This is a genomic window from Acinetobacter sp. UBA3461 (assembly GCF_002381195.1).
GTDB lineage: Bacteria > Pseudomonadota > Gammaproteobacteria > Pseudomonadales > Moraxellaceae > Acinetobacter > Acinetobacter schindleri.
The window spans coordinates 1-25,224 of the sequence record NZ_DFRO01000017.1 but is presented as its reverse complement, the minus strand read 5'-3'; the positions used below and the strand labels follow the sequence as shown (position 1 = coordinate 25,224).

At 40.9% G+C, this 25,224-nt stretch carries 22 protein-coding genes; 6 read left to right on the top strand and 16 right to left on the bottom strand.

Annotated features, from left to right (window positions below):
• The first annotated feature begins 147 nt into the window (after positions 1–147).
• On the top strand, positions 148–498 hold the full coding sequence (locus tag B3D47_RS03295) for a hypothetical protein (protein WP_163165096.1): 351 nt from the start codon (positions 148–150) through the stop codon (positions 496–498).
• 60 nt (positions 499–558) lie between these two features.
• Here the strand turns inward: B3D47_RS03295 and B3D47_RS03290 are convergent, their stop codons facing one another.
• Both B3D47_RS03290 and B3D47_RS03285 read right to left on the bottom strand, forming a co-directional pair.
• Positions 559–990, bottom strand: a complete 432-nt coding sequence (locus B3D47_RS03290) for a GNAT family N-acetyltransferase (protein WP_286859908.1) — start codon at positions 988–990, stop codon at positions 559–561.
• On the bottom strand, positions 984–2,204 hold the full coding sequence (locus B3D47_RS03285) for a class I SAM-dependent methyltransferase (RefSeq protein ID WP_286859907.1): 1,221 nt from the start codon (positions 2,202–2,204) through the stop codon (positions 984–986). The genes B3D47_RS03290 and B3D47_RS03285 overlap by 7 nt, the downstream gene beginning before the upstream one ends.
• 101 nt (positions 2,205–2,305) lie before the next feature.
• Here B3D47_RS03285 and trhA point away from each other — a divergent pair, with 101 nt between their 5' ends.
• The 3 genes from trhA (at position 2,306) to B3D47_RS03270 (ending at position 4,986) form a co-directional block, all read left to right on the top strand.
• Positions 2,306–2,950 carry a PAQR family membrane homeostasis protein TrhA gene (trhA, locus tag B3D47_RS03280; protein ID WP_286831656.1) on the top strand — a complete coding sequence of 215 codons (645 nt, stop codon included), beginning with the start codon at positions 2,306–2,308 and terminating at the stop codon, positions 2,948–2,950.
• Between the two features lie 142 nt (positions 2,951–3,092).
• Positions 3,093–4,400, top strand: coding sequence for an MFS transporter (locus tag B3D47_RS03275; RefSeq protein ID WP_004814487.1), 1,308 nt, complete (start codon positions 3,093–3,095; stop codon positions 4,398–4,400).
• Positions 4,401–4,545: 145 nt separating this feature from the next.
• Positions 4,546–4,986: a hypothetical protein gene (locus B3D47_RS03270; RefSeq protein ID WP_286859905.1), complete on the top strand. Its 441-nt coding sequence runs from the start codon at positions 4,546–4,548 to the stop codon at positions 4,984–4,986.
• Positions 4,987–5,008: 22 nt separating this feature from the next.
• On the opposite strand, the gene B3D47_RS03265 is transcribed toward B3D47_RS03270, so the two are convergent.
• Positions 5,009–6,019 (bottom strand): metallophosphoesterase, encoded by a 1,011-nt coding sequence (locus tag B3D47_RS03265; protein ID WP_286859903.1) that lies wholly within the window; start codon positions 6,017–6,019, stop codon positions 5,009–5,011.
• A 101-nt stretch (positions 6,020–6,120) separates the two neighbouring features.
• Here B3D47_RS03265 and B3D47_RS03260 point away from each other — a divergent pair, with 101 nt between their 5' ends.
• Positions 6,121–7,755, top strand: a complete 1,635-nt coding sequence (locus B3D47_RS03260) for a phospholipase D family protein (protein ID WP_376747634.1) — start codon at positions 6,121–6,123, stop codon at positions 7,753–7,755.
• 80 nt (positions 7,756–7,835) lie between these two features.
• Here the strand turns inward: B3D47_RS03260 and B3D47_RS03255 are convergent, their stop codons facing one another.
• The 6 genes from B3D47_RS03255 to B3D47_RS03230 form a co-directional block, all read right to left on the bottom strand.
• Positions 7,836–9,884: a hypothetical protein gene (locus B3D47_RS03255; protein ID WP_004814480.1), complete on the bottom strand. Its 2,049-nt coding sequence runs from the start codon at positions 9,882–9,884 to the stop codon at positions 7,836–7,838.
• 10 nt (positions 9,885–9,894) lie between these two features.
• On the bottom strand, positions 9,895–11,052 hold the full coding sequence (gene filE / locus B3D47_RS03250; RefSeq protein WP_286859901.1) for a putative pilus assembly protein FilE: 1,158 nt from the start codon (positions 11,050–11,052) through the stop codon (positions 9,895–9,897).
• A gap of 46 nt (positions 11,053–11,098) precedes the next feature.
• Positions 11,099–12,766 carry an OmpP1/FadL family transporter gene (locus B3D47_RS03245; protein ID WP_004814477.1) on the bottom strand — a complete coding sequence of 556 codons (1,668 nt, stop codon included), beginning with the start codon at positions 12,764–12,766 and terminating at the stop codon, positions 11,099–11,101.
• A gap of 11 nt (positions 12,767–12,777) precedes the next feature.
• Entirely contained in the window at positions 12,778–13,953 is a 1,176-nt protein-coding gene (locus B3D47_RS03240; RefSeq protein ID WP_004814475.1) for a hypothetical protein, read from the bottom strand.
• 49 nt (positions 13,954–14,002) lie between these two features.
• Positions 14,003–14,836 carry a C39 family peptidase gene (locus B3D47_RS03235; RefSeq protein WP_163170917.1) on the bottom strand — a complete coding sequence of 278 codons (834 nt, stop codon included), beginning with the start codon at positions 14,834–14,836 and terminating at the stop codon, positions 14,003–14,005.
• 187 nt (positions 14,837–15,023) lie between these two features.
• Positions 15,024–16,166, bottom strand: coding sequence for a DUF6160 family protein (locus B3D47_RS03230; protein ID WP_004814473.1), 1,143 nt, complete (start codon positions 16,164–16,166; stop codon positions 15,024–15,026).
• A gap of 257 nt (positions 16,167–16,423) precedes the next feature.
• On the opposite strand from B3D47_RS03230, the gene pabB reads away from it, so the two are divergent.
• Entirely contained in the window at positions 16,424–17,755 is a 1,332-nt protein-coding gene (gene pabB, locus B3D47_RS03225; protein WP_004814469.1) for an aminodeoxychorismate synthase component I, read from the top strand.
• 137 nt (positions 17,756–17,892) lie between these two features.
• Here the strand turns inward: pabB and hisC are convergent, their stop codons facing one another.
• From hisC to B3D47_RS03190, 7 genes are all read right to left on the bottom strand, one after another.
• A complete protein-coding gene (hisC, locus tag B3D47_RS03220; RefSeq protein ID WP_286859899.1) occupies positions 17,893–18,984 on the bottom strand; it encodes a histidinol-phosphate transaminase in 1,092 nt (363 codons plus the stop codon).
• Positions 18,985–19,166: 182 nt separating this feature from the next.
• Positions 19,167–20,468, bottom strand: a complete 1,302-nt coding sequence (hisD, locus tag B3D47_RS03215) for a histidinol dehydrogenase (protein WP_163170915.1) — start codon at positions 20,466–20,468, stop codon at positions 19,167–19,169.
• A 186-nt stretch (positions 20,469–20,654) separates the two neighbouring features.
• Positions 20,655–21,356 (bottom strand): ATP phosphoribosyltransferase, encoded by a 702-nt coding sequence (hisG, locus tag B3D47_RS03210; protein WP_004814462.1) that lies wholly within the window; start codon positions 21,354–21,356, stop codon positions 20,655–20,657.
• Positions 21,356–22,612, bottom strand: a complete 1,257-nt coding sequence (murA, locus tag B3D47_RS03205) for a UDP-N-acetylglucosamine 1-carboxyvinyltransferase (RefSeq protein ID WP_004814459.1) — start codon at positions 22,610–22,612, stop codon at positions 21,356–21,358. The genes hisG and murA overlap by 1 nt, the downstream gene beginning before the upstream one ends.
• A gap of 7 nt (positions 22,613–22,619) precedes the next feature.
• Positions 22,620–22,871, bottom strand: a complete 252-nt coding sequence (ibaG, locus tag B3D47_RS03200; protein WP_004814457.1) for a BolA family iron metabolism protein IbaG — start codon at positions 22,869–22,871, stop codon at positions 22,620–22,622.
• Positions 22,872–23,005: 134 nt separating this feature from the next.
• Complete coding sequence (gene hpf / locus B3D47_RS03195; protein WP_004814456.1) at positions 23,006–23,338, bottom strand: ribosome hibernation-promoting factor, HPF/YfiA family; 333 nt, start codon at positions 23,336–23,338, stop codon at positions 23,006–23,008.
• Between the two features lie 177 nt (positions 23,339–23,515).
• Complete coding sequence (locus tag B3D47_RS03190) at positions 23,516–24,967, bottom strand: RNA polymerase factor sigma-54 (RefSeq protein ID WP_163165067.1); 1,452 nt, start codon at positions 24,965–24,967, stop codon at positions 23,516–23,518.
• Positions 24,968–25,224: the final 257 nt, after the last annotated feature.

Below are 25,224 nucleotides of genomic sequence, written 5' to 3'. Positions count from 1 at the left end.
CGCACAGAATAAAGAGGAGCGTTCAGCTCCTCTTTTTATAAGTCTACTGAAAAAATGATCATATTTTACAGTGCAAATCCAGTCTGCTTTTCAGCCAATCTATGTTATAAAGTAACATAGATTCTATATCCTCTTTGGGTTCATACCATGTCTGATCAAAATACTCCTGAAAATTCGCCTTGGGGTTGGAGAGCACTGATTATCTTCTGCATAATTGGTGGTATATTCATGTTTATCTTCTGGTTAGCTGTCAGCAATGAACCGGACTACATGCCAAGCCAGCAGAAGAAACAGGATACCCAGCAACACGCATTTAAAAATGCCCCAACCATGTCAGAAGAAGCCATTGCCAAAGCTCAGGCAGATCGTGAAGCACGTGCAGCAGCTCAACAAGGTACTGAACCGCAATCAACAGCTGCTGAAGAACAGCATATGTCAGCAGATGAACATGCCCATATGGATACCGAACATGCTGCAAATGGTGCACATGGTCACTAAGATCTTAAGATAAATAAAGCGAGGTTCATGCCTCGCTTTTTTATATCTGAAAATGAATCTTTAAAGTTGTAAATACATATCAATATGTGGAATTCCACAGTCCAGATATTCATCACCCTGTAGCTGAAAACCCAAAGCCTGATAAAAGCCGATAGCATGTACTTGAGAGGAAAGTTTGACAAACTGCCGTCCTTCAGCGCATGCATAGTCAATCACTGCCTGCATTAACTGCTGACCGATCTTGAAACCACGCGCTGATTTCAGTACTGCAACACGACCGATACTATTACTTGTTAATAGTCGGGCTGTGGCAACCGGTTGATCATGCAGATAAGCCACAAAATGGGTGCACAGCTTATCTTCTGCATCCCATTCATCTTCCGGTGCAATATGCTGTTCCTGAATAAACACAGCTTCGCGAATCAGTCTGGCTTCGGCAGCCAGCTCGGCCCAAGTGCCTGCAACAATTTTTAGCTCAGCATGATTTAGCATTTACAACCAATCCCCTGTTGATCCCATTCATCCTTGAGCAATAATTCAAGGGAGTGTTTCTGAATCCCATACATCTCTTTCAAAGCCTGAATCTGGTTCAGCACGTCCTGATCCGGTTCCTGATCGTCCTTGCGCTTCACCGCCAGAATCATTTTGTTTTTGCTGGTATGCTCAAGCGCAACAAATTCGAATACTTTAGTTTCATAACCATAGGCTTTCAGCAACAAGGCACGAATGGTATCTGTCAGCATTTCTGCCTGCTGGCCCGCATGAATCCCGAATTGCAGCATTGGACTCAAAACTTTTGGCGCCTGTAACTGGGGACGTAGCTCCTTGTGACAACATGGGGCACACATGATGATCTGCGCATTCAGGCGAATACCGGTATGAATAGCAAAATCTGTCGCTACATCACAAGCATGCAAAGCAATCATCACATCCAGATGCTCAGGCTCATAGGTGCGCACATCACCCTGGAAGAAATCGAGCTGGTTAAACTGGGATTGGTCGGCCACCTTCTGGCAAAACTCGACCATTTTCGGATTCAGTTCTACACCCGTCACCCACGGCGTCTGTCCATGCTTTTGCATATAGTCATACAAGGCACAAGTCAGATAGCCCTTACCTGAACCAAAGTCCACCACACGCAGACCTTCCTGAGAGGCTTTAATCTGCGAAAGCGCATTCGAGAAAATTTCCACAAACTTGTTAATCTGTTTCCACTTGCGCGCCATGCTCGGAATGACCTGACCTTGTTGATCAGTAATGCCGAGATGCTGTAAAAATACACTGTCCTGATCCACATAACGCTGCTTGACCCGGTCATGGCCCTGTTCAGCAGTTTTGGATTTAACGACAGGTTGAGTTTTGCTGCGGGTCAGCATGACTTTTTTCTTGTTTTTTTTCAGCTGCAATTCTTCGGCTGTAGTGATCAGATTGGCCTGCTTGCAACAGGCCAATATTTCAGTGACCTGAGACAAAGCCTCAGTTAAAGGATAATTTTTAGTGACGTCCTGGGTTTTATATCGGTACAGACAACTCAGTACTTTTTGCTCATTCAGCCAAATGATGCGCAAGGTCATTTTCTCCAGTTGTTCCAGTTCGCCCTTATACTGACTTAAAATCAGGCGATCAAATTGATCTGTTTCAATGGCTTGCTGGAAAGTATCCAGAAATTGCTGTTCTTGAACCGAGAGAGAAGCCAAAATGGACATAAAAGAAACCTGAAATGAATTGCCATTAAAGTGTAAATGTTCTTACCCTAAAAGCAAAATTGAATTACTATACATTTGTATATTTAAGAAGAATGATAACTATGTCAAATGCACCATTGCTTCAGGATTATGATGCTATCGAAGAGCGCATCAACTACATCAGTCACGGTGTAGGTGCTGCCTTGTCAGTAATTGCCGGTATTTTACTGGTGATTAAAGGCTCTTATCTTAGTACGGGTCAATGGATTGGCTTATGGGTCTATGCACTGAGCATGATTGTACTTTTTTCTGCATCCATGCTGTATCACATGGCCACAACTGCAGACCGTCGTTATTTCTATAAAAAAATTGACCATACTGCGATCTACTATCTGATTGCCGGTACGTATACGCCCTTTCTGGCAATTGCCATTCCAACGGCCAAAGCCCAGTATTTGTTGATTGCTTTATGGATCATTGCTGTCTTTGGAACACTATTCAAGTTCATTTTCATTCATCGTTTTCAGAAACTTTCCCTGTTTGCTTATCTCGCAATGGGCTGGCTTGCACTGTTAGTTATTGATGATATGCAGAAATATTTATCAGTACAATCTTTAACCTTTCTCATCATTGGGGGACTTGCTTATACGGTGGGTGCATTGTTTTATGCATTAAAAAGAGTAAGATATACGCACGCTATCTGGCACATTTTTGTATTGATAGGCGCAGGATCACATTTTCTGTCCATCTATCTTTACGTGATTTAATCCTCTCATTCTCCATTTCAGTGACCCTGAGCGAGTTGAATTGAGAAGATTGCAGTTGTTTTTTTAAGAAATTACGCCTTTTTTAAAAAGATTACGCTTTTAAAACTAAGTTCTTTTATTTTTAGTAAGTGTAAGGTCATTCATGGCGTCGTCAAATTCTGCTGCTCAGCCAGCACAAAACTCAAAATTCCGCGTTTTAACAGCGAGTTTAGTAGGCACTACAATCGAGTTCTTCGATTTCTATATTTATGCTACTGCCGCTGTCATTATTTTCCCTTATTTGTTCTTCCCGGCAAGTACAGACCCAATGACCGCAACGATCCAGTCACTTGCGACTTTCGCAATTGCCTTTATTGCGCGTCCGATCGGTGCGGCATTGTTTGGTCACCTCGGCGACAGAATTGGTCGTAAAGCCACCCTGGTCGCTGCCTTGCTCACCATGGGACTGTCTACGGTAGCGATTGGCCTACTGCCAACTTATGGTCAAATTGGTATTGTAGCGCCTTTGCTTTTGGCATTATGCCGTTTAGGTCAGGGCCTTGGTCTGGGTGGTGAATGGTCAGGTGCGGTCTTACTTGCAACTGAAAATGCACCTGAAGGTAAACGTGCCTGGTATGGTATGTTCCCGCAATTGGGTGCACCAATTGGCTTTATTCTAGCAACTGGCTCATTCTTGACGCTCGGTGCATTAATGTCTGAAGCTGACTTCATGGCTTGGGGCTGGCGTATTCCATTCATTTCAAGTGCGCTTCTTGTTATTGTAGGTCTTTGGATTCGTTTAAAACTGCATGAAACACCTGCATTCCAGAACGTTTTGGACAAGCAAAAAGAAGTAAACGTACCTTTTGTTCAAGTATTTAAAAAACATTCTAAAATGTTAGTACTGGGTACAATTGCAGCTATCTGTACCTTTGTTGTGTTTTACTTAACAACTGTCTTTGCGCTGCAATGGGGTACTAAGCAGCTAGGCTATTCACGTGAAGAATTTCTTCAGTTGCAATTAGTTGCAACGCTATGCTTTGCTGCATTCATTCCATTATCTGCTGTATTCGCAGAAAAGTTCGGTCGTAAAGCGACTTCCATCGGTGTATGTATCGTTTCTGCGATCTTCGGTATCTTCTTTGCCGACATGCTTGAATCAGGCAGTACAGTTATCGTATTCCTGTTCCTGTGTATCGGACTTGCGATCATGGGCTTAACTTATGGCCCAATTGGTACCGTATTGTCTGAAATCTTCCCGACTTCAGTACGTTATACAGGTTCCGCTTTGACCTTCAACTTGGCAGGCATCTTCGGTGCATCTTTTGCGCCTTTAATCGCAACCAAGCTGGCAACACAATATGGCTTATCTGCCGTAGGTTATTATCTGACAGCAGCCTCTATCCTGTCACTGCTGGCATTCCTGCTCATTCGTGAAACCAAGAATGATGATGTAAACAATCAGATCTAATTCAGGTATTGGCCTATAAGAAAAGCCGGTGCGTTCGCACTGGCTTTTTTATTTCCGAAATTTGGTGTGCAACAAAAAACTGCTATTTCTCCCTCTCTATTTACGGAACAATACAGAAACGGATTCATAACGAGAAGGATAAGATATGCAGGATCCAATCGAACATTTGACCGAAGACCAGCTGGTTCATATTGTGGTCTTACTGGAAGAAGATAAGAAAACCGAAGCCATCCAATATATTGTTCAACACACGCCATTAGACCAACAGCAGGCGCTTGAAGTGATTGCCGCGATCGTAATGGAACATGATGCTGCTTTACAGGTACAGACACAAGGCGCAAGATTTAGTGATGATGTCACCATTAATCCACAGCTGAAGACTGAAGCGCTAACCGACTCTATTGCAGTCTCCATCCCTACAAGCGCTACACAAGATCATGCTACCCGCCCACCCATTCCAGAGTCGACCCAAGAGTTACAGGAAAAAGTCGCTGAACCAGTCACTGCAAAAAATGGACCGCATCTGATCTGGATCATTGCAGCTATTATTCTTCTGATTCTGCTGATTATCTGGATGGTTGGCTAGATATTGAAATCAGCCAACTTATTTATACAAGCTCGATGATATCGATGGTAGGTGGTACACGAAAACGGAAAGGTACACCCACGAGACCTGTTCCGACAGTGACAAATACATCGGCATGTTCATGTCGATATAAGCCGCGCTTATGTCCGAGAATTGACACCCGTTTCATCACATAGTCCGTCAACCACGGTAATTCCACTTGCCCGCCATGCGTATGCCCAGAGAGCATCAATGGCCGGCTTGGCAATTTCGGCACCATGTCTACCGTATCTGGGTTATGTGACAGGATCACCCAGGGCTTATCTTGCGGCAACTCCGGCAAGAACCGCATATCCGCTTTACCCGCCCAGAGATCACCAATACCCACCAAGCGAAATTCATCAAACTCAACAATTTGCCCTTCAATATCTATAACATTATTGCTTGCTAGAGCAGTATGTAATAGCTCCTGAATAGGCGGTCCCGGATACTGTTCGTCATGGTTACCATTCACAGAATATACCGGTGCCTGAATTTCCTGCAAAATGGCGAGTTCTTGGGTCAGAGTATCTTCCGGTTCATAGGTCCAGTCGCCTGCGACGACCACCAAATCAGGCTGCTGCTGATTTAATTTATGTACAATTTGTTTTAGCTGACGTTCATGACCAGAAAATAAACCAATATGCAAATCCGCAATTAAAGCAATACGAACAGGTTTTCGCATTTTTTTATCAGTATTAATCTGATAACGGGTAGTCTTAATCTGGATTAAATGCGGTTCAATAAAACGTGCATAAGACAGTACACCACTGAGCAGACAGATAAATACTGCCTCATGAATGGAATAATACCCATTAAAACCGCCGTAAATACTAAAGAAAAATAAAGGAATCAGTAGATAAGATAGATAATAAGCGAGCAGATGGGTAAAGGCTTTAAAGGGATGAATCGTCTGGGTATGTGACTGACTGATCCACGCCTGCGATATACACCACAGCGCCAAAATCGCCATTCCGATATAGAAATATAAGATCACGGAATCGATATTCCCCATAATTTCGCCTTGTCCAGTTCTTTAGTACATTCTCTGCTCTGTATTTATCTTTTCACAGCTGGCAATTATACTCAAACCTAATTTATCACGCTTAGATTCATATGACGAATGCTCCCCGCTCCAAGGCTGACCAGCCCATGGTCACTTCCCAACGTAATACTCTATATAAATCTGCTGTTTTACTGGGTTTGAGCCTTGTTCTGGGGATCCCTGCCTGCAGCACGCTTCCTCCGCAGGTAGAACGACCTTCACATACTGCCTTTGAAACTGATACTTCACAGACTTCCCTAGCTAAAATTGTTCAACCTTTACGTGATCAATATCTAGGTTTAACTGGATATCATGTTCTCTATGATCCACTTGAAGCACTTGCAGCCCGTATGCAATTGATTCATAAGGCCGAGCAGACTTTAGACCTGCAATATTATATTTGGGACAATGACCGGATTGGCGCACTGGCCTTAAATGGCATTATTCAGGCCGCCGACCGTGGAGTAAAGGTCCGCCTTCTGATTGATGACAACAATGCCAAGAAGATGGAAGGCATTTATCTGGCACTGGATCAGCATCAGAATATCGATGTCCGCTTATATAATCCCTATCGTTTTCGCCAGCATCGTGCCATGGATATGGTACTGGATTTGAAACGTATCAATCGTCGTATGCACAACAAGAGCTTTATTGCAGATAATCAGATTGCCTTGATTGGCGGACGTAATATGAGCAATCAGTATTACAATGTAAGTGATGCCTATCAATTTTCCGATGTAGATGTGTTGCTGGTTGGTGCCGCCTCAGATGGGATTATCCATTCCTTTGATGAATACTGGAATGATGACTATGCCTATCCAGTGCGGAATATTGTTAATCCACGTCACCATAGCCTACGCTTTGAAAGCCTTAAACAGCAGCTAAAAGCACATCAGGATGACCCACGAGTACAAAACTACCTCGACTTAGCCAACAGGTCTAAGGCTTTTGATAAATGGCTTGATCATAATATCCAGCTGGATTGGGTTGAAGCAGAAGTAGTTAAAGACCCACCCACCAAGATCAAGTCCAAGGCAAAGAAAGAAGAACACCTGAATTTCCAATTGTTACAACATCTGGAAAAACCTGAACAAAGTGTAGATATTGTCTCTGCTTATTTTGTACCAGAAAAAGAAGGTGCAGAACGGCTCAAAAGTCTGGCTCAAAAAGATATAAAGATTCGAGTACTCACCAATTCTTATAAAGCCAATGATGTTCCTGTTGTGCATGCTTTTTATTCTAAGTACCGTAAAGATTTACTGGAACATGATGTACAGTTGTACGAATTCCTAGCGGCGCCAGATGCAGCAAACCTGAATGCCAATACCAAGGAAATTGCTGACAAGGCTAAAGTGAGCTTGAAAGGTCTGAGTCGTTCCAGTTTACACGCAAAACTGATGGCCTTAGATGAGAAACAGGTGTTTATTGGTTCATTTAATTTCGACCCGCGTTCAGCCTATCTAAATACAGAGATTGGTGTATTACTCAATAGCCCTTCCTTAGCACAAGCTGTGCATAAGACCATGGATCAGAACTTGAGTAAATATGCTTATAAGCTGGTATTAGATGCCAATCAGAATATCAACTGGAAGATCCAGCAACCGGATGGTGAAATTAAAACTTTGACCAAAGAACCGAAAATGAAATGGCATCAAAAAGCCCTGTTAAAGTTTGTGTCTTGGCTTCCGCTTGAAGGGTTCATGTAACAACATGCCCCCTCTTGAAAACAGATGAACCGAATAATAAAAACCAGTCGATGCGACTGGTTTTTATTGAAATTTTTATATTAGGATTTTGTTTTTACTTTATAGCATTCAGCAGCGGTCAGGCCAACTGTACCTCCTGCAAGTTTGGATAATCTCTTAACACTTTCATCAGAAGGATTCTGTTTACCATAAACTTGGCTAAAGCTAGCAAAACTATTTGCCCATTTCACTGTATTTCCTTCAGAGTCTGTCAAACTAATCGTCGGTTTAGGAGTATTCGTACCGTCACCTGTTACTCTCACATTAAATAAATCAGTCAAATTCACTAATGCTCCCCCTACCACTATGGATTCTGAAGAACCATCAGTTGATGTCTTGATGGTGGAATTCATACCAATGAGAGCGCCGTTCAAATCGTCTAGTTCCTCATTAGCGAAAACCATACGAATAGAAAGTGTATTGTCTGTTTTCTTTCTTACTGCTGCAGGTACAAAGGCACGTGAAACGGTTCCAATACGATATTGTTGTACTGTTTCTACCGCATCCTCATCTTCAGAATCCTCGACCAAATAGGTTGTTTGCATTGTAGATGGATTGTATTCAGCACTACACTCATCAACTTTTGCTGTAGCAGGTTTAATATTCGTACGAATATCACCATTCTCATCAATCACAATGCCCAAATTAATTATTCTGTTTGAATCATTTGTTAAGGTAAATTTTAAATTTCCATACAGTGGGAAAAAATAATTTTCTTGATTTCTTACATTATTTTGAGTCTTGAAAACCCTTCGGTCCAAATGTGTGATTGGATAGATTTTATAAAGATCCATCGTACCAGCAAAATTCAGCGTTCCCCCGGTTTGCTGCCACAGACCTAGCTCACGTTTTTCACTCTCATTTAAGTTATAACTCACACTCTTACCGGTCAAAACCTTATAAAAACGCTCTTTACCAGCAATCATATAATCATTATATAAGCGACCTTGTTCAATCTTGAGTTTCTCGGTAGTAGAGTCACCTACTCTGAATAGATAACCTGGTGTATTGGCAATTTGTTTTGTTTCCGGGTCAATCCATGAATTTTGGGCATCAGCAGTCATTTGTACAGGTTTAATACTACGAATTAAATGAGCATTCAGTCCACCTATCGTGGTGAAATCACCAGGATTCTGGGTTGTGCTTTCTATTTTGCCTTTCCACTGTAAGCCACTGCCGAAAGTCATCCCCTGACGGTCAGTCATCAATATAAAGTGACCCAAGATATGTGTCAGGTCAGTATCTGTTAGCGAGCATTCTCGGTTAAGATTACTGCATCCTACTAACCCTTCTGAACCGGTAACATAACTACCTAAGGATTCAGTAGAAAACAGGGAAAATTCTGGCTGATAAACAGCAGCATTTGAAATATTTAATAATGCTTGAAGTACCTGTTCGGCCTGTTCTTTAGTAATCGTTGTTGGTCCCAACCATTTTTTCAGCAAGGCATCAAAATCCTGATCAGATAAAGTCTTAATTTTTTCAACAGTAATATCTTCATCTAATTGATCAAGTCCAGCTCGAATATCTTCATTTATCGCAACAGGATAGATTTCCGTTGCTGATCGTAATTGATCAGTATTTAAACCCATGGCTTGAATTAACTGGACTAAGCGAATAGCAATATCATATTGAGACAGATCACCTGCTGAGTTAGTGTTACGGATGCCCTCAGCGATATCCAATAAATTCATACGTGGATAATGAGATTTAGATGTAACATTACCAATCCTATTCATTGAGAATGAACCCAGATCTACACGTCTTTCATCTTTACCTAGAATATAGAAAGTAATTGACTGGCCTACTTTACAGGCACCTGTTGCCACACCCTTATCTACATCATAGGTGGTGACAAATGTTTGCTTTGTATCATCACCACAATGGAAATCTAAAGTTTGCAATGGATAATCTAAAGCAAATTCAATACAACCCGAATTTGTGCCAATACAGGCCCCATTGACTGTACTACTATCATTATTTCCTGGAATAACATCCGCGCTTTCACCACCACATCCTTGCAGTATGATTGCCATAGCTGAGAATGCAAAAGGTAATAGTATTTTATTCTTATTCATCATGATGCTCATATCGTTATCCTTAACGGACACCTATTAATTTTAATTGTCCCTGGTTACTTAATACCCGTTCCTCAACATCAATTGCTGAGGCCAATGGCGTTAATAATAAATAGTGGCTATTACGTGGTACCTGTATCATGCCCTCAATATTTTCATATTTCAGGTAATCCGATGCTGAATCATTATTTTTAAATCCACCAGCTCCTTCCAGAATACAACCTTTTTCATCCAAGAACACTGCAAAAGGCCAATAAAAAGTAGGATCTTTTTGACGGGATGCATAAGATTGAATCTGAATATTTTGTAAGGGTTGTTTTAACTTGACCACTTCAAAGTCAAATTCATCCTTTAAAGGTGCTCGAGGCCAGAGATTGACCTGAGTATCTAATGCAATATCCTTGGCTTTTTTAAGTTTTTTATCCTGAAAACAGGTCCGCCCCATTCCTTCAGAAGCAGTTTCTGCAGAAATACGGTAGTAGGTAACAGCTAGAATGAGAGGAGTATCCTGCCCAGTAGCCCTATTTTTCTTAAATAAAGCCTGCATAACCGATTGTCCAATACCTTTTTCACGTTGAACCGTTTGTAGGCGTGTTGCTCCATTTTTAGTATCAATTATACCTTCCGGCATGGTATAGAAGCGTTTTTTACCATCCAGATTAAATTCTTTTTCCTCAAGTACTTCATTTTTGACGTATTGGTTTCCTTCTATTTCCAAAATATCAGTTTGATCATCAAGGTGCTTTTTTAAATTTTCGGCCAATGTTGGCTGGATATCTTCAGTTTTAAGAACAGACTGCTGGGCTACAATAGGTTCAATTGAATTATCAATATTCTGTTTTAAGGTGTTGTTCGATCTAGTCTTTAAAATCTCTTTGGTAAAAATAGAAGAAGATAAAGTATCTGTTTTATTAATAATCCCAGAATGAGATAAGTTAATTTTATCCTCGATTGGATTATTCTGTTTAATTTTCTGTTCTATAACGATTTGACTGCTTTGAAGTTTAGGGGGTGCAGTCATGACCTGAGATTGAGGATATAAAATCTGATTTTTCTGATTTGATTCTAAGACCTTTTTAGTTTGAATATTATTTTTTTGTACTACCATCGGTCGGCCATCTGGACCAATAATCGTATGAAATGTACCGGCATAGATATTCCCTAATTGTGCCGTTGTCAACACAACTATCATCCTTAGCCATAAATGTCCTATCATCCTGATATGTCTACCATCTTGTTCTATAGTTAAGTCCTAAAATTGTGATTTTAGTATCTGTTTTAACATTTAACCCCGCATATGGGTTTAATAATAAGTTGTTAACACCTGTCTGGTTTGAAAGGCTACTGGTATTAGCTGGGATGTTATCCTTACTGCGTAAGAAACCAATAGATAAATCGAGATCTGTGTCTGCATCAAACTTGTAGCCTACACCTAGGCCAAATAATTGAGCATTATTGATCGGTACCATCGTATTACGCTTGTTATCAGGAATAGCACTCGAACGTGGTTCATAACCCGCACGCAGCTTCAATCGGTCTGTTGCTGAGTATTCAAACCCGATTCCCCAACTCCATGGCGAGGTAAACTCAAGGGGTAATGCCAATGAAGTATCGGTAACATTTGCAGATAAAAGTTTGGCAATTTTCAATGCTGAAATTTGTCGATCAAATTCGAAACGGAATTTGTCCCAGGCTTTATAATCTGTCCACCCAACATCAAAATTAACTTGTAAATCAGGCAATAATTTATATTTAATCCCCGCCTGAAAATGTGCAGGAAATTCCAGATCCATGGATACCAAACCAGATTCACTCGATGGGACAGAATTTGGGAATCCGAGAATCGCTGCAAGAATCTGCCCTGTCGGAGAAGACATCAAGCCCTTGATCATCTCCTGCGGCGCTCTGGCATTATCAATGTGATATTTACCCTTAAGGCGCATTTTTGCTGAACTTTGGTAGACCATACCAAAACTGAAATCTTCAGTAGGTTCCCATAGTACACCCAAGTTATAACTCGGGCTCAGGGATTGTTCCAGTCCAAGTTGCATTTGACCAAATTTGCCAAATGGATTCATTCCTTCTTGAGCATTACACATCCCGAGTAAAAGAATATCGGTGATAATGTCCGAGTTTTCTTTAAATGGTGTACATACCACTTCATCGATCATTCTCAGCATGCCGATGAGTTCATTCGGAAAACGTAGGTCGGTTTTCATACCCATGGCTTGGTATGACATACCGACACCACCTCCAATCGAAAGCGTATCACTGACCTGATAGCCTACCGAAGGTGACAGATAGGTAATCCGCTCAAGTGCAACCTGCTGCCCCATATAGTTTGCAGGATTGCCACTTTCAGCACCAAAACCCGCCATAAGAGGTGCATATACAGCTGTCGCATAAGTTGCTTTGGAGCCTGGTGGATTATAGGCAATTCCCATAGTGGGTGCAGCCACTGGCATCCCTTCCCCCAGATCTACCATCTTTTTTAAAATAGGTACATATAAGCTAACGTATTCAACGTCACCTCTGATCGGCCCATCTTTAAAATCAGTACATAGATCTGAATTGACCTCTGGTCCATCATTACAAACCAAAGGATCATCTGAATAACCGAAAACGTTATAACCAGCAGGGACACTGAACTCACGTCCAATATCAAAATTAGCAATAATAATCTGTTGCTCAGTTTGTAAGCCCTGAATTTTAGTCAAACCTGCCGGGTTAAAATGAACAGCATTAACTCCTGGCGGATCTGCAGTGACTGCATTACCTAGTGAAAGCGAGCGCAGGTCAACCGATAAATTTGTTCCTAATTGTGCAAATGCTGCACCTGAACAACCCGTTAAAAGAATGGCACTCACTAACGGGCTGAGTCGAATTTGTCTCATAAGACAGCCCCTTAGCGAATTTTCTTACCAAAACCTAAAATATCGAGTGGGAAAGATAGACCGAGCGAGACATCAGGTGCATCTTCCGTTAATCCTAGCCCTACAGTACCATTGACAATTGTTTCAGGAGAGATACGTACCCCGAGGGAAATTGCAAAGGTTGAACTGGTTTGATCTGCTGGCGAGTAACTTTCACCACTTGAATATCTGAACTCTGAACCAGTATTAAAGCTTTGCTGATAGGACATTGTCATTGAGACATCGTAATTAAAGGAATAAGCAAAACCAAAAGCAAAACCACCACTGATTCCGGGTTCAAATTCATCAATTACACGGTAACCCCGACGCTGATTTAAGTCAGTTACTTTAAATCCATAATTGGCAGAAACAGAAGCAAACAATACGACTGGATCAATATATTTACGGGTACTTGCTCCCACGCCTACAGCGTAATAGCCCTTACCTGTGGATAAATCATCAGCCGCATTAATTTCATATGGACTATCACCGGTCTTAGTGGAAAGATTACCAAATAAAATGAGTGGCAGACGTCCTGCTTTTAATGGAAATGGTTCCCAACGTGCTCCAAGACTTATATCACCTAAACCTGCTGTAGACGTATCTTTCAATAAGTCTGTTTTGGTTACCAGCGGTAAAGACGCTGTTAGGGTTAAATTGTCCTTTAGACCGTATTGTGCAGTGAATGTGTTAGTCAGCGTATGGGTTGCATTTTCCTGAACACGTAACTGATACAGTTGGCCTTGTGCCATTTCCAGATCTAACTGAGTATCTCGATAATAGGTATAGTCAATATCATAATACGATGAAATTTCACCTTGCTTAATAAGTGAATACTGACGCTCATTTGAAGTAAAGACCTCCTCAAGATTCGTTTCTTGAGATGCATCCCCTTCACGCTGTTGTAATGCAGATGAAGCTTGTACTGGCTCTGTAACTCGTTGTTCTACAGTAGTTGGTTGTGTAGATTCTGCTATTTTCTCCTCTGTCTCAATGATTTGCTCATATCCACCTAATTCAGGTTCAGCTACAGATTCAGCAACAGTTTCTTCTACTTCTACGACTTCCTCGTATTCCCCTAATGCCGGCTCATCTGCAGCATATGCTGCCCCCATGACCATTTGAACACTAAGTGCCAAGAGAGTTTTGTTCATCCATTCACGTTTCATGTTGCATCCCACCATTTTTATTTTTCTAATTCAGTTTTTTAATTAGTTTTTACTTGCTCTTATAATAAAGTCTTAAGAAGTTATAGGTTGGCTGTCCAAAGGACTCAGATTCTGGATTCATATTGGTATCCAGACGAATTGTAGATGCCTTATCTGCAATTTTTTCCATATAGAACTGTGGATACTGAAAATCTACCAATGCATAACGGTTAATCGTGGCATCCTCAACATGGCGCATATCTGAATCTTGGAGTGCCAAGAGGTTTTTACGATATTGCTCAGGCACATTGATTAAATACAGCGTATTATTTTCCCAGACCTGTTTAAAACGTTGTTCATCAAAACTAATATTACCGAGTGCTGGATCTGCGACATAAACACGCCCATCTTTATATGCTTTATAGACAACAAAATGTTTAAATCCTGCATAAGAAATAGGAACAATAGCCGGCTGCCCTTGTTTGACCAAGTCTTCAAATTCTCCTCTATAGCCTCCACTTTCCAAGCCCAAAGCGGCTACAAAACGTTTCATATCCAGAAGAGAAAAGCTACGGCGTTCAACAATCTTATCTGTTTCACCAAATTGCATTAAGCCATTCATTACTTGCTGTTCATCCAGTTGCGTACCTACATAACCATTCAATAAGGTCGTAAGCGCTGCCGAGCCACAACTGTAGTCATAAGCTTGTCTAACAATTCCCCTAAATTGATCCTGTAAGGCAGGTTTAATCCGCACGGGCTCACGATGCATACGTACAAAAGAATCCTGACGGGAATCTAGGGTTTCAGTATAGCGAACTGTTTCAGCGGGTTGTTCCTTTATATCAAAGGCTTCTTTGGCAGCGTAGTAGATCAATGCCGAGCCCAACGCGATCTCTAACATATTTTTTTACTTTTCTTATCATCGGCATGATGCGCCTGATTATTCTTTTTATAGAGTTTTCACCCTACTTCCTTGTAACTAGAAAGATACCTTCTTTTTCAAAAAAATACAGTCTTTTTTTATTTTTTTAGATAAATGATACAGTCATAAAAAAAGCGCGTGTAAACACGCGCTTTTTCGATTGAACTTAGTGACCAGCGATAGTAATAATCGCACCTGGATGGTAAGTACCTTGGGATGGGCTATAGTAAGTTTGCATGCCCTGAACTTCCATATCACCAATAGAAGCTGCAGTTCGGCTACCCAATTGAATACCTTGTACATAAGTATCATGCGCGCCACTAGTACTTACAATACGAATGAAACCATTTTTATTAGCATTTTCAGCTGGTAAACCTGATGCACCGAATACACTGATACTTTGATTCAACGTTAAATCTTTAGAATTAGCATCAGTTACCTTAATACTTCCAATGAAAATTTCACCTGGACCTGATGTGGTTACACCTGTAGCAACTGTTGCACCAGTCGTTGAATTATCAAGAATACCTAAGTTTTCAATCGTTAAGCCGCCAACCATTTTAGCACTCAATTGAATCATTGCGCCTTGTGGTGCGGCGCCTAATTGAATATTAGCTGACATTGGACCAGTCTTGATAGACAGTCCACTTAAGATATCATTAACCTTGCCAGTACCACCACGACGGATTGAGGTAGCACTATTATTTAAAGCTGCACTAGCCTGAACACCAATTTTACCAATTTTGATATCTAAACCTGAAACTTTTGCACCAATATTAATGAATGGATTACCATCACCAGCATCAGAGTCGATTGTTAAATCTGCAAGGTTACGACTAGCCAGCAAATACGCACCGTTATCGTCATAGTTTGCACCGATCACAAGACCATGTGTTTCGTTTGCATCACCAGCTATACCATTACCATAGATAACAATTGCTGCAGATTCACCTTTACCACCTAAATTAACAGCTCGAGAGGCTGAATCATATGAAGCTGTATTTGTGTCTATCTCAACTACTGTACCACGTTGAAGAGTTGGTAATTTACCTGGTGTATACTCAATACCGCTTTGATCTGATTTTAACTTTATACCACCAAACGATTCCATCGTAGCAGTTGTAGATAAACCACCATTGTCATGAATAAACAACTTTTCAATTTCAATTTTAGAGATACCAATACCGATACTCAAACCGTCTTGACCTGTAGTTGCGCTTAATGCTGAATCATCCATGGCTTGCATTGCCATCGCATTTGCGCTAATCGCCATTGAAGAAATTAAAGCTAATTTAGTGAATTTTTTCATTCGTACTCTCCCAAGAGTATTATTTTTTTGGTTGTGAATCACTCTTTGTCCATGATGTATTTTTATTTTACGACAGCACGAACAATTAATCCTTGAGTGATTTGCTCGCCCCCCTAAATTAGCTGCGTGTCATTTTTTGTTCAACTGTTGTTGGTCGCATTTCGTTATTCACCGATAAACGGTATATACAAGTTCTACCTCATTTTTCTTGATAATTGAGATAGAATCATCTCAGTCTCTTGAATGCTTTAAACTGAATGCATAGCCTAACTTTTCAACATCTCCTGTCTGCTTCAAATAGTTCCCCGCATGCCATTTTGGAAGCATTGCGCTCCCTGGATCATGCTGTATATTTATATGACAACGGTACGCCATTTATTGCCTGCTGTGCTGAACGTTATACAGTTATACAGTATGATATTATACAAACTTATCAGGCTGTTTCTTTTAATCAGTATGAAGTCGTTGCGCCAGATTTAACTATTAATTTCACGTCTAAATCAACCTCGGACTCTACAAGATTTAATGGCGGCTTTGTAGGATTCATTTCTTATGACTACGCAGCTCAGCAGCAAGTTCATTATAGACAGCGCCAGCAGCCAGCACTTTTTATTGGGCAATTCTCTACTTATTTAGAACTCAACCCTCAAGGATGGATTTTTAAAAGTAGTGATCCTCAAGCGAAACATATTTTTCAGCAGATTCAGGCTTTACTTGATCAATTCCAGGATAAGTCTGAATTTAATTTAGTTTCTCCATGTACAGCGCGTTGGAATAAATCGGCTTATCAGGAGGCTTTCAGTCAGGTTCAGGAATATATCAAAGCTGGTGATTGTTATCAGATCAACCTGACTCAAGAATTTTCAGCACAAGCTAAAGGCTCTGTGTTAGCTACAGCAGAACAATTTTGGCAGCTAACCAATGCACCTTATGCTGGTTATTTACGCGTAGGTGAGTTTGAGCTGTTAAGTTGTTCACCAGAACTGTTTATTGAGTTTCAATCTGAGCGACGGATTATTACCAAACCGATCAAAGGCACGATGCCGCGTTATATAGATCCAATATTGGATGAGCAGTCCAAACAGACCTTAAAAAATTCTGAGAAAGATCAAGCTGAAAATGTGATGATCGTGGATTTATTACGTAATGATTTAAGTGTTTATGCGGAAACTGGCTCAGTTAAAACACCAAAGCTGTTCAATATTGAAAGCTTTAATCAAGTTCATCATATGGTTAGTGAGGTACAAGCTACATTAAAAAAAGATGTAAATCCATTTAATGTTTTAATGTCCGCCCTTCCTGGCGGATCTATTACTGGTGCACCTAAAATCCGTGCCATGCAGATTATTGAAGAACTTGAAGATGCGCCACGAGGTGCATATTGTGGCTCAATGGGTTATTTTAATTTTGATGGCACTGGTTCCTGGAATATTCTGATCCGCTCAATACAGAAATACCAAAATGAGATGTCACTATGGGCTGGTGGGGGGATTACCATTTCATCAGACTGCGATGCCGAATATCAGGAATGTTTTGATAAAGTCGAAGCGATGTTGAATCTACTCAATACTTGGTACACACCTGAATAAATAAAAAACGCCTCAATTGAGTCGTTTTTTTATGAATCTCTCCCCTTGAGAAACAATGCTTCTCATCTTTTCTAGAGGAAGGAGTTCTCTCCTTTATCAAAGGATGAGGAGCACTGCTCCGCAAGGGATAGATTCACTTAAATCAAAATCTCATTTTTCAATGTATCAATCAAACGTTGATTCTGCTCATCTGTACCAATAGTAATACGTAAGAACTGATTGATACGTGGCTTATTAAAATAGCGCACGATAATACCATGTTCACGTAATTCAGATGCTAACTCACCTGCATCTTTGCTTGGCAATGATGCAAAAATGAAATTGGCAGCCGATGGTAAAACTTTAAATCTAAGTTCTTTTAACTGTGTTGTCAATTTCTCACGGCTCGCTATCACTTTGGCATTTTGCGCTTCAAAGTAAGCTTGGTCTTCAAAGGAAGCTACTGCTGCTGCAATGGCAAAACGATCCATTGGATAAGAGTTAAAGCTGTTTTTAACCGCTTCCAATGCTGCAATTAAATGTGGCTGCGCAATCGCAAAACCAACCCGTAGACCTGCTAATGAGCGGGACTTAGACATGGTTTGGCAGACCACCAAATTGTCGTATTTCTCAACCAACGCCACCGCTGATTCTGCACCAAAGTCGACATAGGCTTCGTCAATCACCACAACCGAATTTGGATTAGCTTGAAGCACTTCTTCAATTGCAGATAAACCCAGTGCAATACTGGTTGGTGCATTTGGATTGGTAATAATGATGCCGCCATTTGGTTGTTTATAGTCATCGACTACAATTTCAAAATCATCATTGAGCGGCAATACTTTGGTTTTCACCCCAAAGAACTGACTATAAACCGGATAGAAACTGTAGGTGATATCTGGATAGAGCAATGGCAATTCTTGAACGAAGAATGCTTTGAAAATATGCGCTAAAACTTCATCCGAACCATTGCCGACAAAGACTTGCTCAACGGGCACACTTTGCTGTTTCGCAATCGCTTGCTTCAGTTCAGAGGCATCAGGGTCAGGATACAAACGTAAAACATCTGCACCATTTGCCAATACTTTCTGGACTGCTTCCACCACTTTCGGTGACGGCGGATATGGGTTTTCGTTAGTGTTTAATTTTAAAAGATTTTGGATTTTTGGTTGTTCACCCGGTGTGTACGGTTCTAACTCACGTACTTCAGCACTCCAAAAACGCATTTGTTCTATGGTGATCTTTGACATCTTTGTTCTCTTATTAGCCCTCTCCTAACCTCTCCCAAAGGGAGAGGGATCTCTAAACTCTTACATATTGCTTTACTAGATAATTAATTCAATCATGTAATCTCCCTCTCCTGAGCAAGTTTTAAAGCACTGCTTTAAAATGAAGCGCAAGAGAGGGTTAGGGAGAAGTTTTATATTTTTAATTACTGATAACGATAACGTGCTGAACGTGCATGCGCATCAAGATTTTCTTCTTGTGCCAATACATCTGCAGTTTTCGCTAAAGTTTTCACGCCTTGTTCCGAGCACATAATCAAGCTTGAACGCTTTTGGAAATCATATACACCAAGTGGGGATGAGAAACGTGCTGTACCCGACGTTGGTAGTACGTGGTTTGGACCTGCACAGTAGTCACCAATCGCTTCAGGGGTGTAACGACCCATGAAGATCGCACCAGCATGACGAATATCTTCAGCCATTTTTTCTGCTTCATCTAAACACAGCATTAAGTGTTCAGGCGCCACTTGGTTAATCAGTTCTACACCTTCAGCACGGTCTTTCACCAATACCAATGCACCGCGGTTTTCAATCGAAGTACGGGCAATTTCTGCTTTTGGTAAAGCCTCTAAATGCTTTTCAATCCAGTCGCCAACTGCATTTAACAAGGCTTCATCAGGGGTAATAAATACCGCTTGTGCAACCGTGTCATGCTCAGCTTGTGACAATAAATCCATTGCCAGCCACTCAGCATTATTTTCACCTTCTGCATACACTAGAATTTCAGAAGGTCCGGCAATCATATCGATACCGACTTGACCAAATACCGCACGTTTTGCCGCAGCAACGAAACGGTTACCGGGGCCTGTGATTTTATCTACAGATGGAATGCTTTCTGTACCATAGGCTAATGCTGCAACTGCTTGCGCACCACCAATGGTAAAGACACGTATTACGCCCGCCAAATATGCAGCAGCCAATACCAATGGATTTAATTCACCATTTGGTGCAGGAACCACCATGATAATTTCAGGTACACCTGCAACATGGGCAGGTACTGCATTCATCAATACTGAAGATGGATACGATGCCAAACCGCCCGGTACATAAATACCCACACGATCCAGCGGTGTGACTTTTTGACCTAAGGTATTACCTAAAGCATCGACATAGGTCCAGCCATCTTGCTTTTGTGCTTGGTGGAATTCACGTACACGGTTGGCAGCGAGTTCTAAAGCTTCACGCACTTCAACTGTTAAACCATCAAAGGCAGCTTTCAATTGTTCTTGAGTCAGTTCCAGATCTGAAAATTGATGCGCTGGATGTCGATCGAACTGCTGAGTAAGTTTAAGAACATGAGCATCACCATGCTGACGCACATCAGCAATGATTTGATCTACGGTTTTTAAAAGTTCAGGATCACTCACTGTTTCAAAAGCTAACAAGTCAGCAAATACCTGCTTGAAGTTTTGATCTTGAGTCGATAAACGTCGCATCAATTTACCCACAAGGTTGATATGGAAAAGATTAGTTTACCTGTTTTAACAGGCTTTGTGGTTATCTATCTACTTTCTTGAGCATGAGTTTTATTGGAAATAGCTTTCGGCAAAATTGATGATTTCTCTAAAATATCAATAAATTTCGAGATATAAAAAAAACCGCCCCTATGGACGGTCTTTTAGAACAATGAAAAATTAAGCTTTTTTCGCTTGCTCACGTGCTTCAACCGCTTGTTCAAGCTGTGCCAAAATTGGATTTAACAACACTTGTTTACGTTTAAAGCTGGCTTTATTGACGATCAAACGTGAAGATACTTTACAGATCTCTTCCAGTGGCTCTAGGCCGTTAGCACGAAGGGTATTACCCGTATCGACAACGTCAACGATATAATCACCCAGGCCCACAAGCGGTGCAAGTTCCATAGAACCATAAAGCTTGATCACATCAACCTGCTCACCTAGGCTTGCATAATATTGACGGGTTAAATTCACATACTTAGTCGCAATTTTAAGACGGCCTTTCGGACGTTCCATGCCAACCTTGCCTGCTGTCATCAGTTTACAGTTGGCAATTTTTAGATCTAATGGCTCATAGACATTTTGCGCGCCATGCTCCATCAACACATCTTTACCTGCCACACCGATGTCTGCTGCGCCATTTTCAACATAGGTTGGCACATCAGAAGCACGTAAAATCAGAATACGAACTTGTTTATGGGTCGTCGGGAAAATCAGCTTTCGCGACTTATCCGGGTCTTCCAGCAGGTTAATACCTGCCGTTTCAAGTAACGGTAGAGTTTCTTTTAAAATACGGCCCTTACTTAATGCTAAAGTTAAACCATGATCAAAATTGCCCATTACGTCAAAGTTTGGATCATCGTTTCTCATATCGCTCATTAACTTACTCGCTTAATTTGGGCACCTAAACCTTGTAACTTCGCTTCGACATCTTCATAACCGCGGTCAATATGATAGATACGGTCAATCACTGTTTCCCCTTCAGCGGCAAGCGCTGCCAGTACCAAAGAGAATGAAGCGCGTAAATCTGTCGCCATCACCGGTGCTGCAGAAAGTTTTTCCACACCCGTCACCACAGCATCATTACCTTCAACCTGAATATTCGCCCCCATACGAGCTAACTCAGGAACATGCATGAAACGGTTTTCAAAAATCGTTTCGGAAATTGTCGCAAAACCGCGGCCAATTGCATTCACTGCCATTAGCTGAGCCTGCATATCTGTTGGAAATTCTGGATGCGGCAAAGTACGGAAGCTGACAGCTTTCGGGCGTTTACCCATCATATCCAGTTCGATCCAGTCGTCACCACGTGTAACTTCTGCACCCATTTCTTCAAATTTTTCTAATACTGATTCAAGCAGGTTTGGATCTGTATTCGTTGTTTTTACTTTACCGCCTGTGATCGCAGCAGCAGCTAAATATGAACCTGTTTCAATACGGTCAGCAACCACAGCATATTCACAGCCATGTAGGCTTTCAACACCAGTGACAATCAGCGTATCTGTGTCTAAACCTTCAATCTTGGCACCCATTTTAATCAGCATTTGCGCAAGATCGGTAATTTCAGGTTCACGTGCTGCATTACGGATTGTCGTTACGCCATCTGCCAGCACAGCCGCCATCAGAATATTTTCGGTACCACCCACGGTCACCATGTCAAAGACAACTTCGCCACCTTTCAGACGACCATCAACTTTGGCATGGACATAACCAGCTTCCACCTGAATTTCAGCACCAAGCGCTTCCAAAGCTTTTAAATGCTGATCAACAGGACGAGAACCAATCGCACAACCACCAGGTAAAGACACCTGCGCACTACCGTAGCGCGCCAGCAATGGACCAAGCACCAAAATGGATGCACGCATAGTTTTTACTAACTCATATGGTGCAAACTGGTTATCCAGGGTTGAAGTATCCGCAACCACAGTATCACCTTCATATTTCATGGTGATCCCGAGACCGGCAATAAGCTTAACCAATGTGTTTACATCTTTCAGATTAGGCACATTGGTCAAGGTAATGGGAGTATCTGCAAGAATCATTGCAGCCAGTAGTGGAAGTGCTGCGTTTTTCGCACCGGAAATACGCACTTCACCTTCGAGCTTATTGCCGCCCTGAATTAAAAATTTATCCATTAATCTATTAAGCTCCAAATAAGCTTGCTTTGCGCCATTCTTCTTTGGTCATTGCGCGAATTGTTACGGCATGGACTTCACCACTGGCGATATAAGAATTGAGAGGAGCATAAACAGCTTGTTGTCGAGCAACTGGTCGCTTACCATCGAATTGATCATCCACAATACGGAGATCATATTTGCCGCCCTGACCACTCACAGCAATGTCAGCCTCTGGGAACGCGGCTTTTAAGATTTCAGCGAGCTGTTCATTATTCATCACAAGACCTCTTATAGGACTAAGGGTGTAAAACGGATCATTTTACTATAAATAAAAAAAATAATTCATTAGTCACATACATTATATATATAAAAAAAGAGGCTTTTAAAAACCTCTTTTTCCATTCTGCCCGATTATAAAGCCAATGGCTGATAATTCAGGTTCATTTTTCGATATCGATCAATTTGTTTTTTTAATTTTTCTGTCAAAAGCTTGATCGAGGTATACATATCATCGGCATTGGCATGCGCAAAAAATTCGATTCCCGGTAATCTGATAATCGCTTCCGCAATATGATTACTGCTTCCTTTTTTAGAGCGCTTATCAATCTGATGATCTTTTGAAAGTTTAACCTGCATACTGTTCACTTGATCCAGATGTTTAGTCATCTGCTGGAACTTTGTTTTTATAGTATCTTCAATTGCTGGCGTAATAGATAAATGATGTCCACGAATTGTTATTTGCATAGTTCTATCCCTCAACTTCGTTAGGATTAGACGAGTCACAGTCAAATGATTCGATGACAATAACCAATGCAAGGTTACAGTTCAGAAATTGGATCAAATCATTTTACGGTTCCTCAAAAGAAAAAGAGATTCATCATAGTGTCATGATGAATCTCTAGAATAGTCAGATTTTAAAACTTAGATCAAGACCTTTCGTTCAGAAGATGAAGGAATATGTAACGATTCACGATATTTAGCGACTGTACGTCTTGCTACATCAATACCTTCCTCTTTTAACATATTGGCAATTGCATTATCCGACAACGGCTTACGTATATTTTCCTCAGAAATCAATTTCTTAATCTTGGCACGAATCGCAGTTGAAGATGCTTCCCCACCCGAAGTCGTACCGACATGACTGGAAAAGAAATATTTCAATTCAAAAAGACCACGCGGTGTCAGCATGTATTTATTGGTTGTCACCCGAGAAACTGTTGATTCATGGAGCTCCACTTCTTCAGCAATATCACGTAATACTAGAGGTTTCATCCCTTCAGCACCAATTTCTAAAAAAGCTTTTTGATGTTCGACAATACAAGTGGCTACTTTTAACAAAGTCTTATGACGTTCATCGATACTCTTAATGAAATTTTTGGCTTCCAGCATCTGATTTCTTAAATACTGATTGTCATCACTTTGATCCGCACGACGAATCATATTGGCATAAAACGAATTCACACGTAGTTTTGGCATCACGTCAGGATTCAACATTACTTGCCAGCAGTCATTCTTTTTCAACACGACAACATCGGGCACCTGATAATCAGATTCACGATCTTCAAATTCCAGACCAGGATGTGGCTTTAAGGTTTTAAGTAAATCTACTGCACAGCGCAACTGCTCTGGATTCAAACCAGTTTGCTTAATCAGCCGAGGTAATTCATTGGTAATGAGTAGTTCATAATGCTGTAGCAGCTTGATTGCATCATTACGACAAGGTGTGGAAGCGGGCAAATTATCCAGCTGAACCATCAGGCATTCAGCCAAATTGCGCGAACCGACACCAATAGGCTCTAATCGTTGAATATGTTTGAGTACTACAAGGACTTCATCATCTTCAATTTCTTCCTCATAGTCCATGCTTTGCAGCAAGTGTTGAACTGAGGCTGTAATTTCCGAAATATCAACTTCAAGAAAACCTTTATCATCCAAGGAGTCGATAATGCAATGTGCAATCAACTTATCAATCTTAGAAAAATGTAGCAGATTTACCTGTTCAATGAGATGTTGCTGTAGGCTTAAATGTCCCTGACGATTATCTTCACGCTCTTCGTATTCAGCTGCACCCAAGCTGGTTGGTTGATGGGTATATACATCATCCCAATCGGTATCTACAGGCAAATCATCAGGCAAATGATCTGCATTCAATTCATTGGTTAAGTCTTTTTGGTCAGGCTCAAGTTCAGAAGTAGACAAACTTTCTAAATTTGATTGTTCTTCAACTTTTTCCAGCAAAGGATTACTATCTAGCTGTAACTGAATTTCTTGTTCAAGTTCCAGACTCGACAGTTGCAATAAACGAATTGCTTGCTGTAATTGTGGAGTTAATGACAGCGAGTTCGCAACTTTTAAGCCCACTGATAATTTCATTGTTACCCCTCATTATTCAAACCGCGCTTTATAAGCAATTTTTATGCCGCTTTAATTTTTTATAACATAGATTTGTTAAATTACATACAATTCCTTGCATTTTTTATGCACCATTTAAGCTATTCATTTTTAATATTAATATTAATTAGTATCTTATTTTTATCAAATGATCTTATCTGCTTTTAAAAATTCGAAATAAATTAAAAAATTATATAAAAAAACACCCCCTGCCATCAGACAGGGGGTGTTTAGAATAA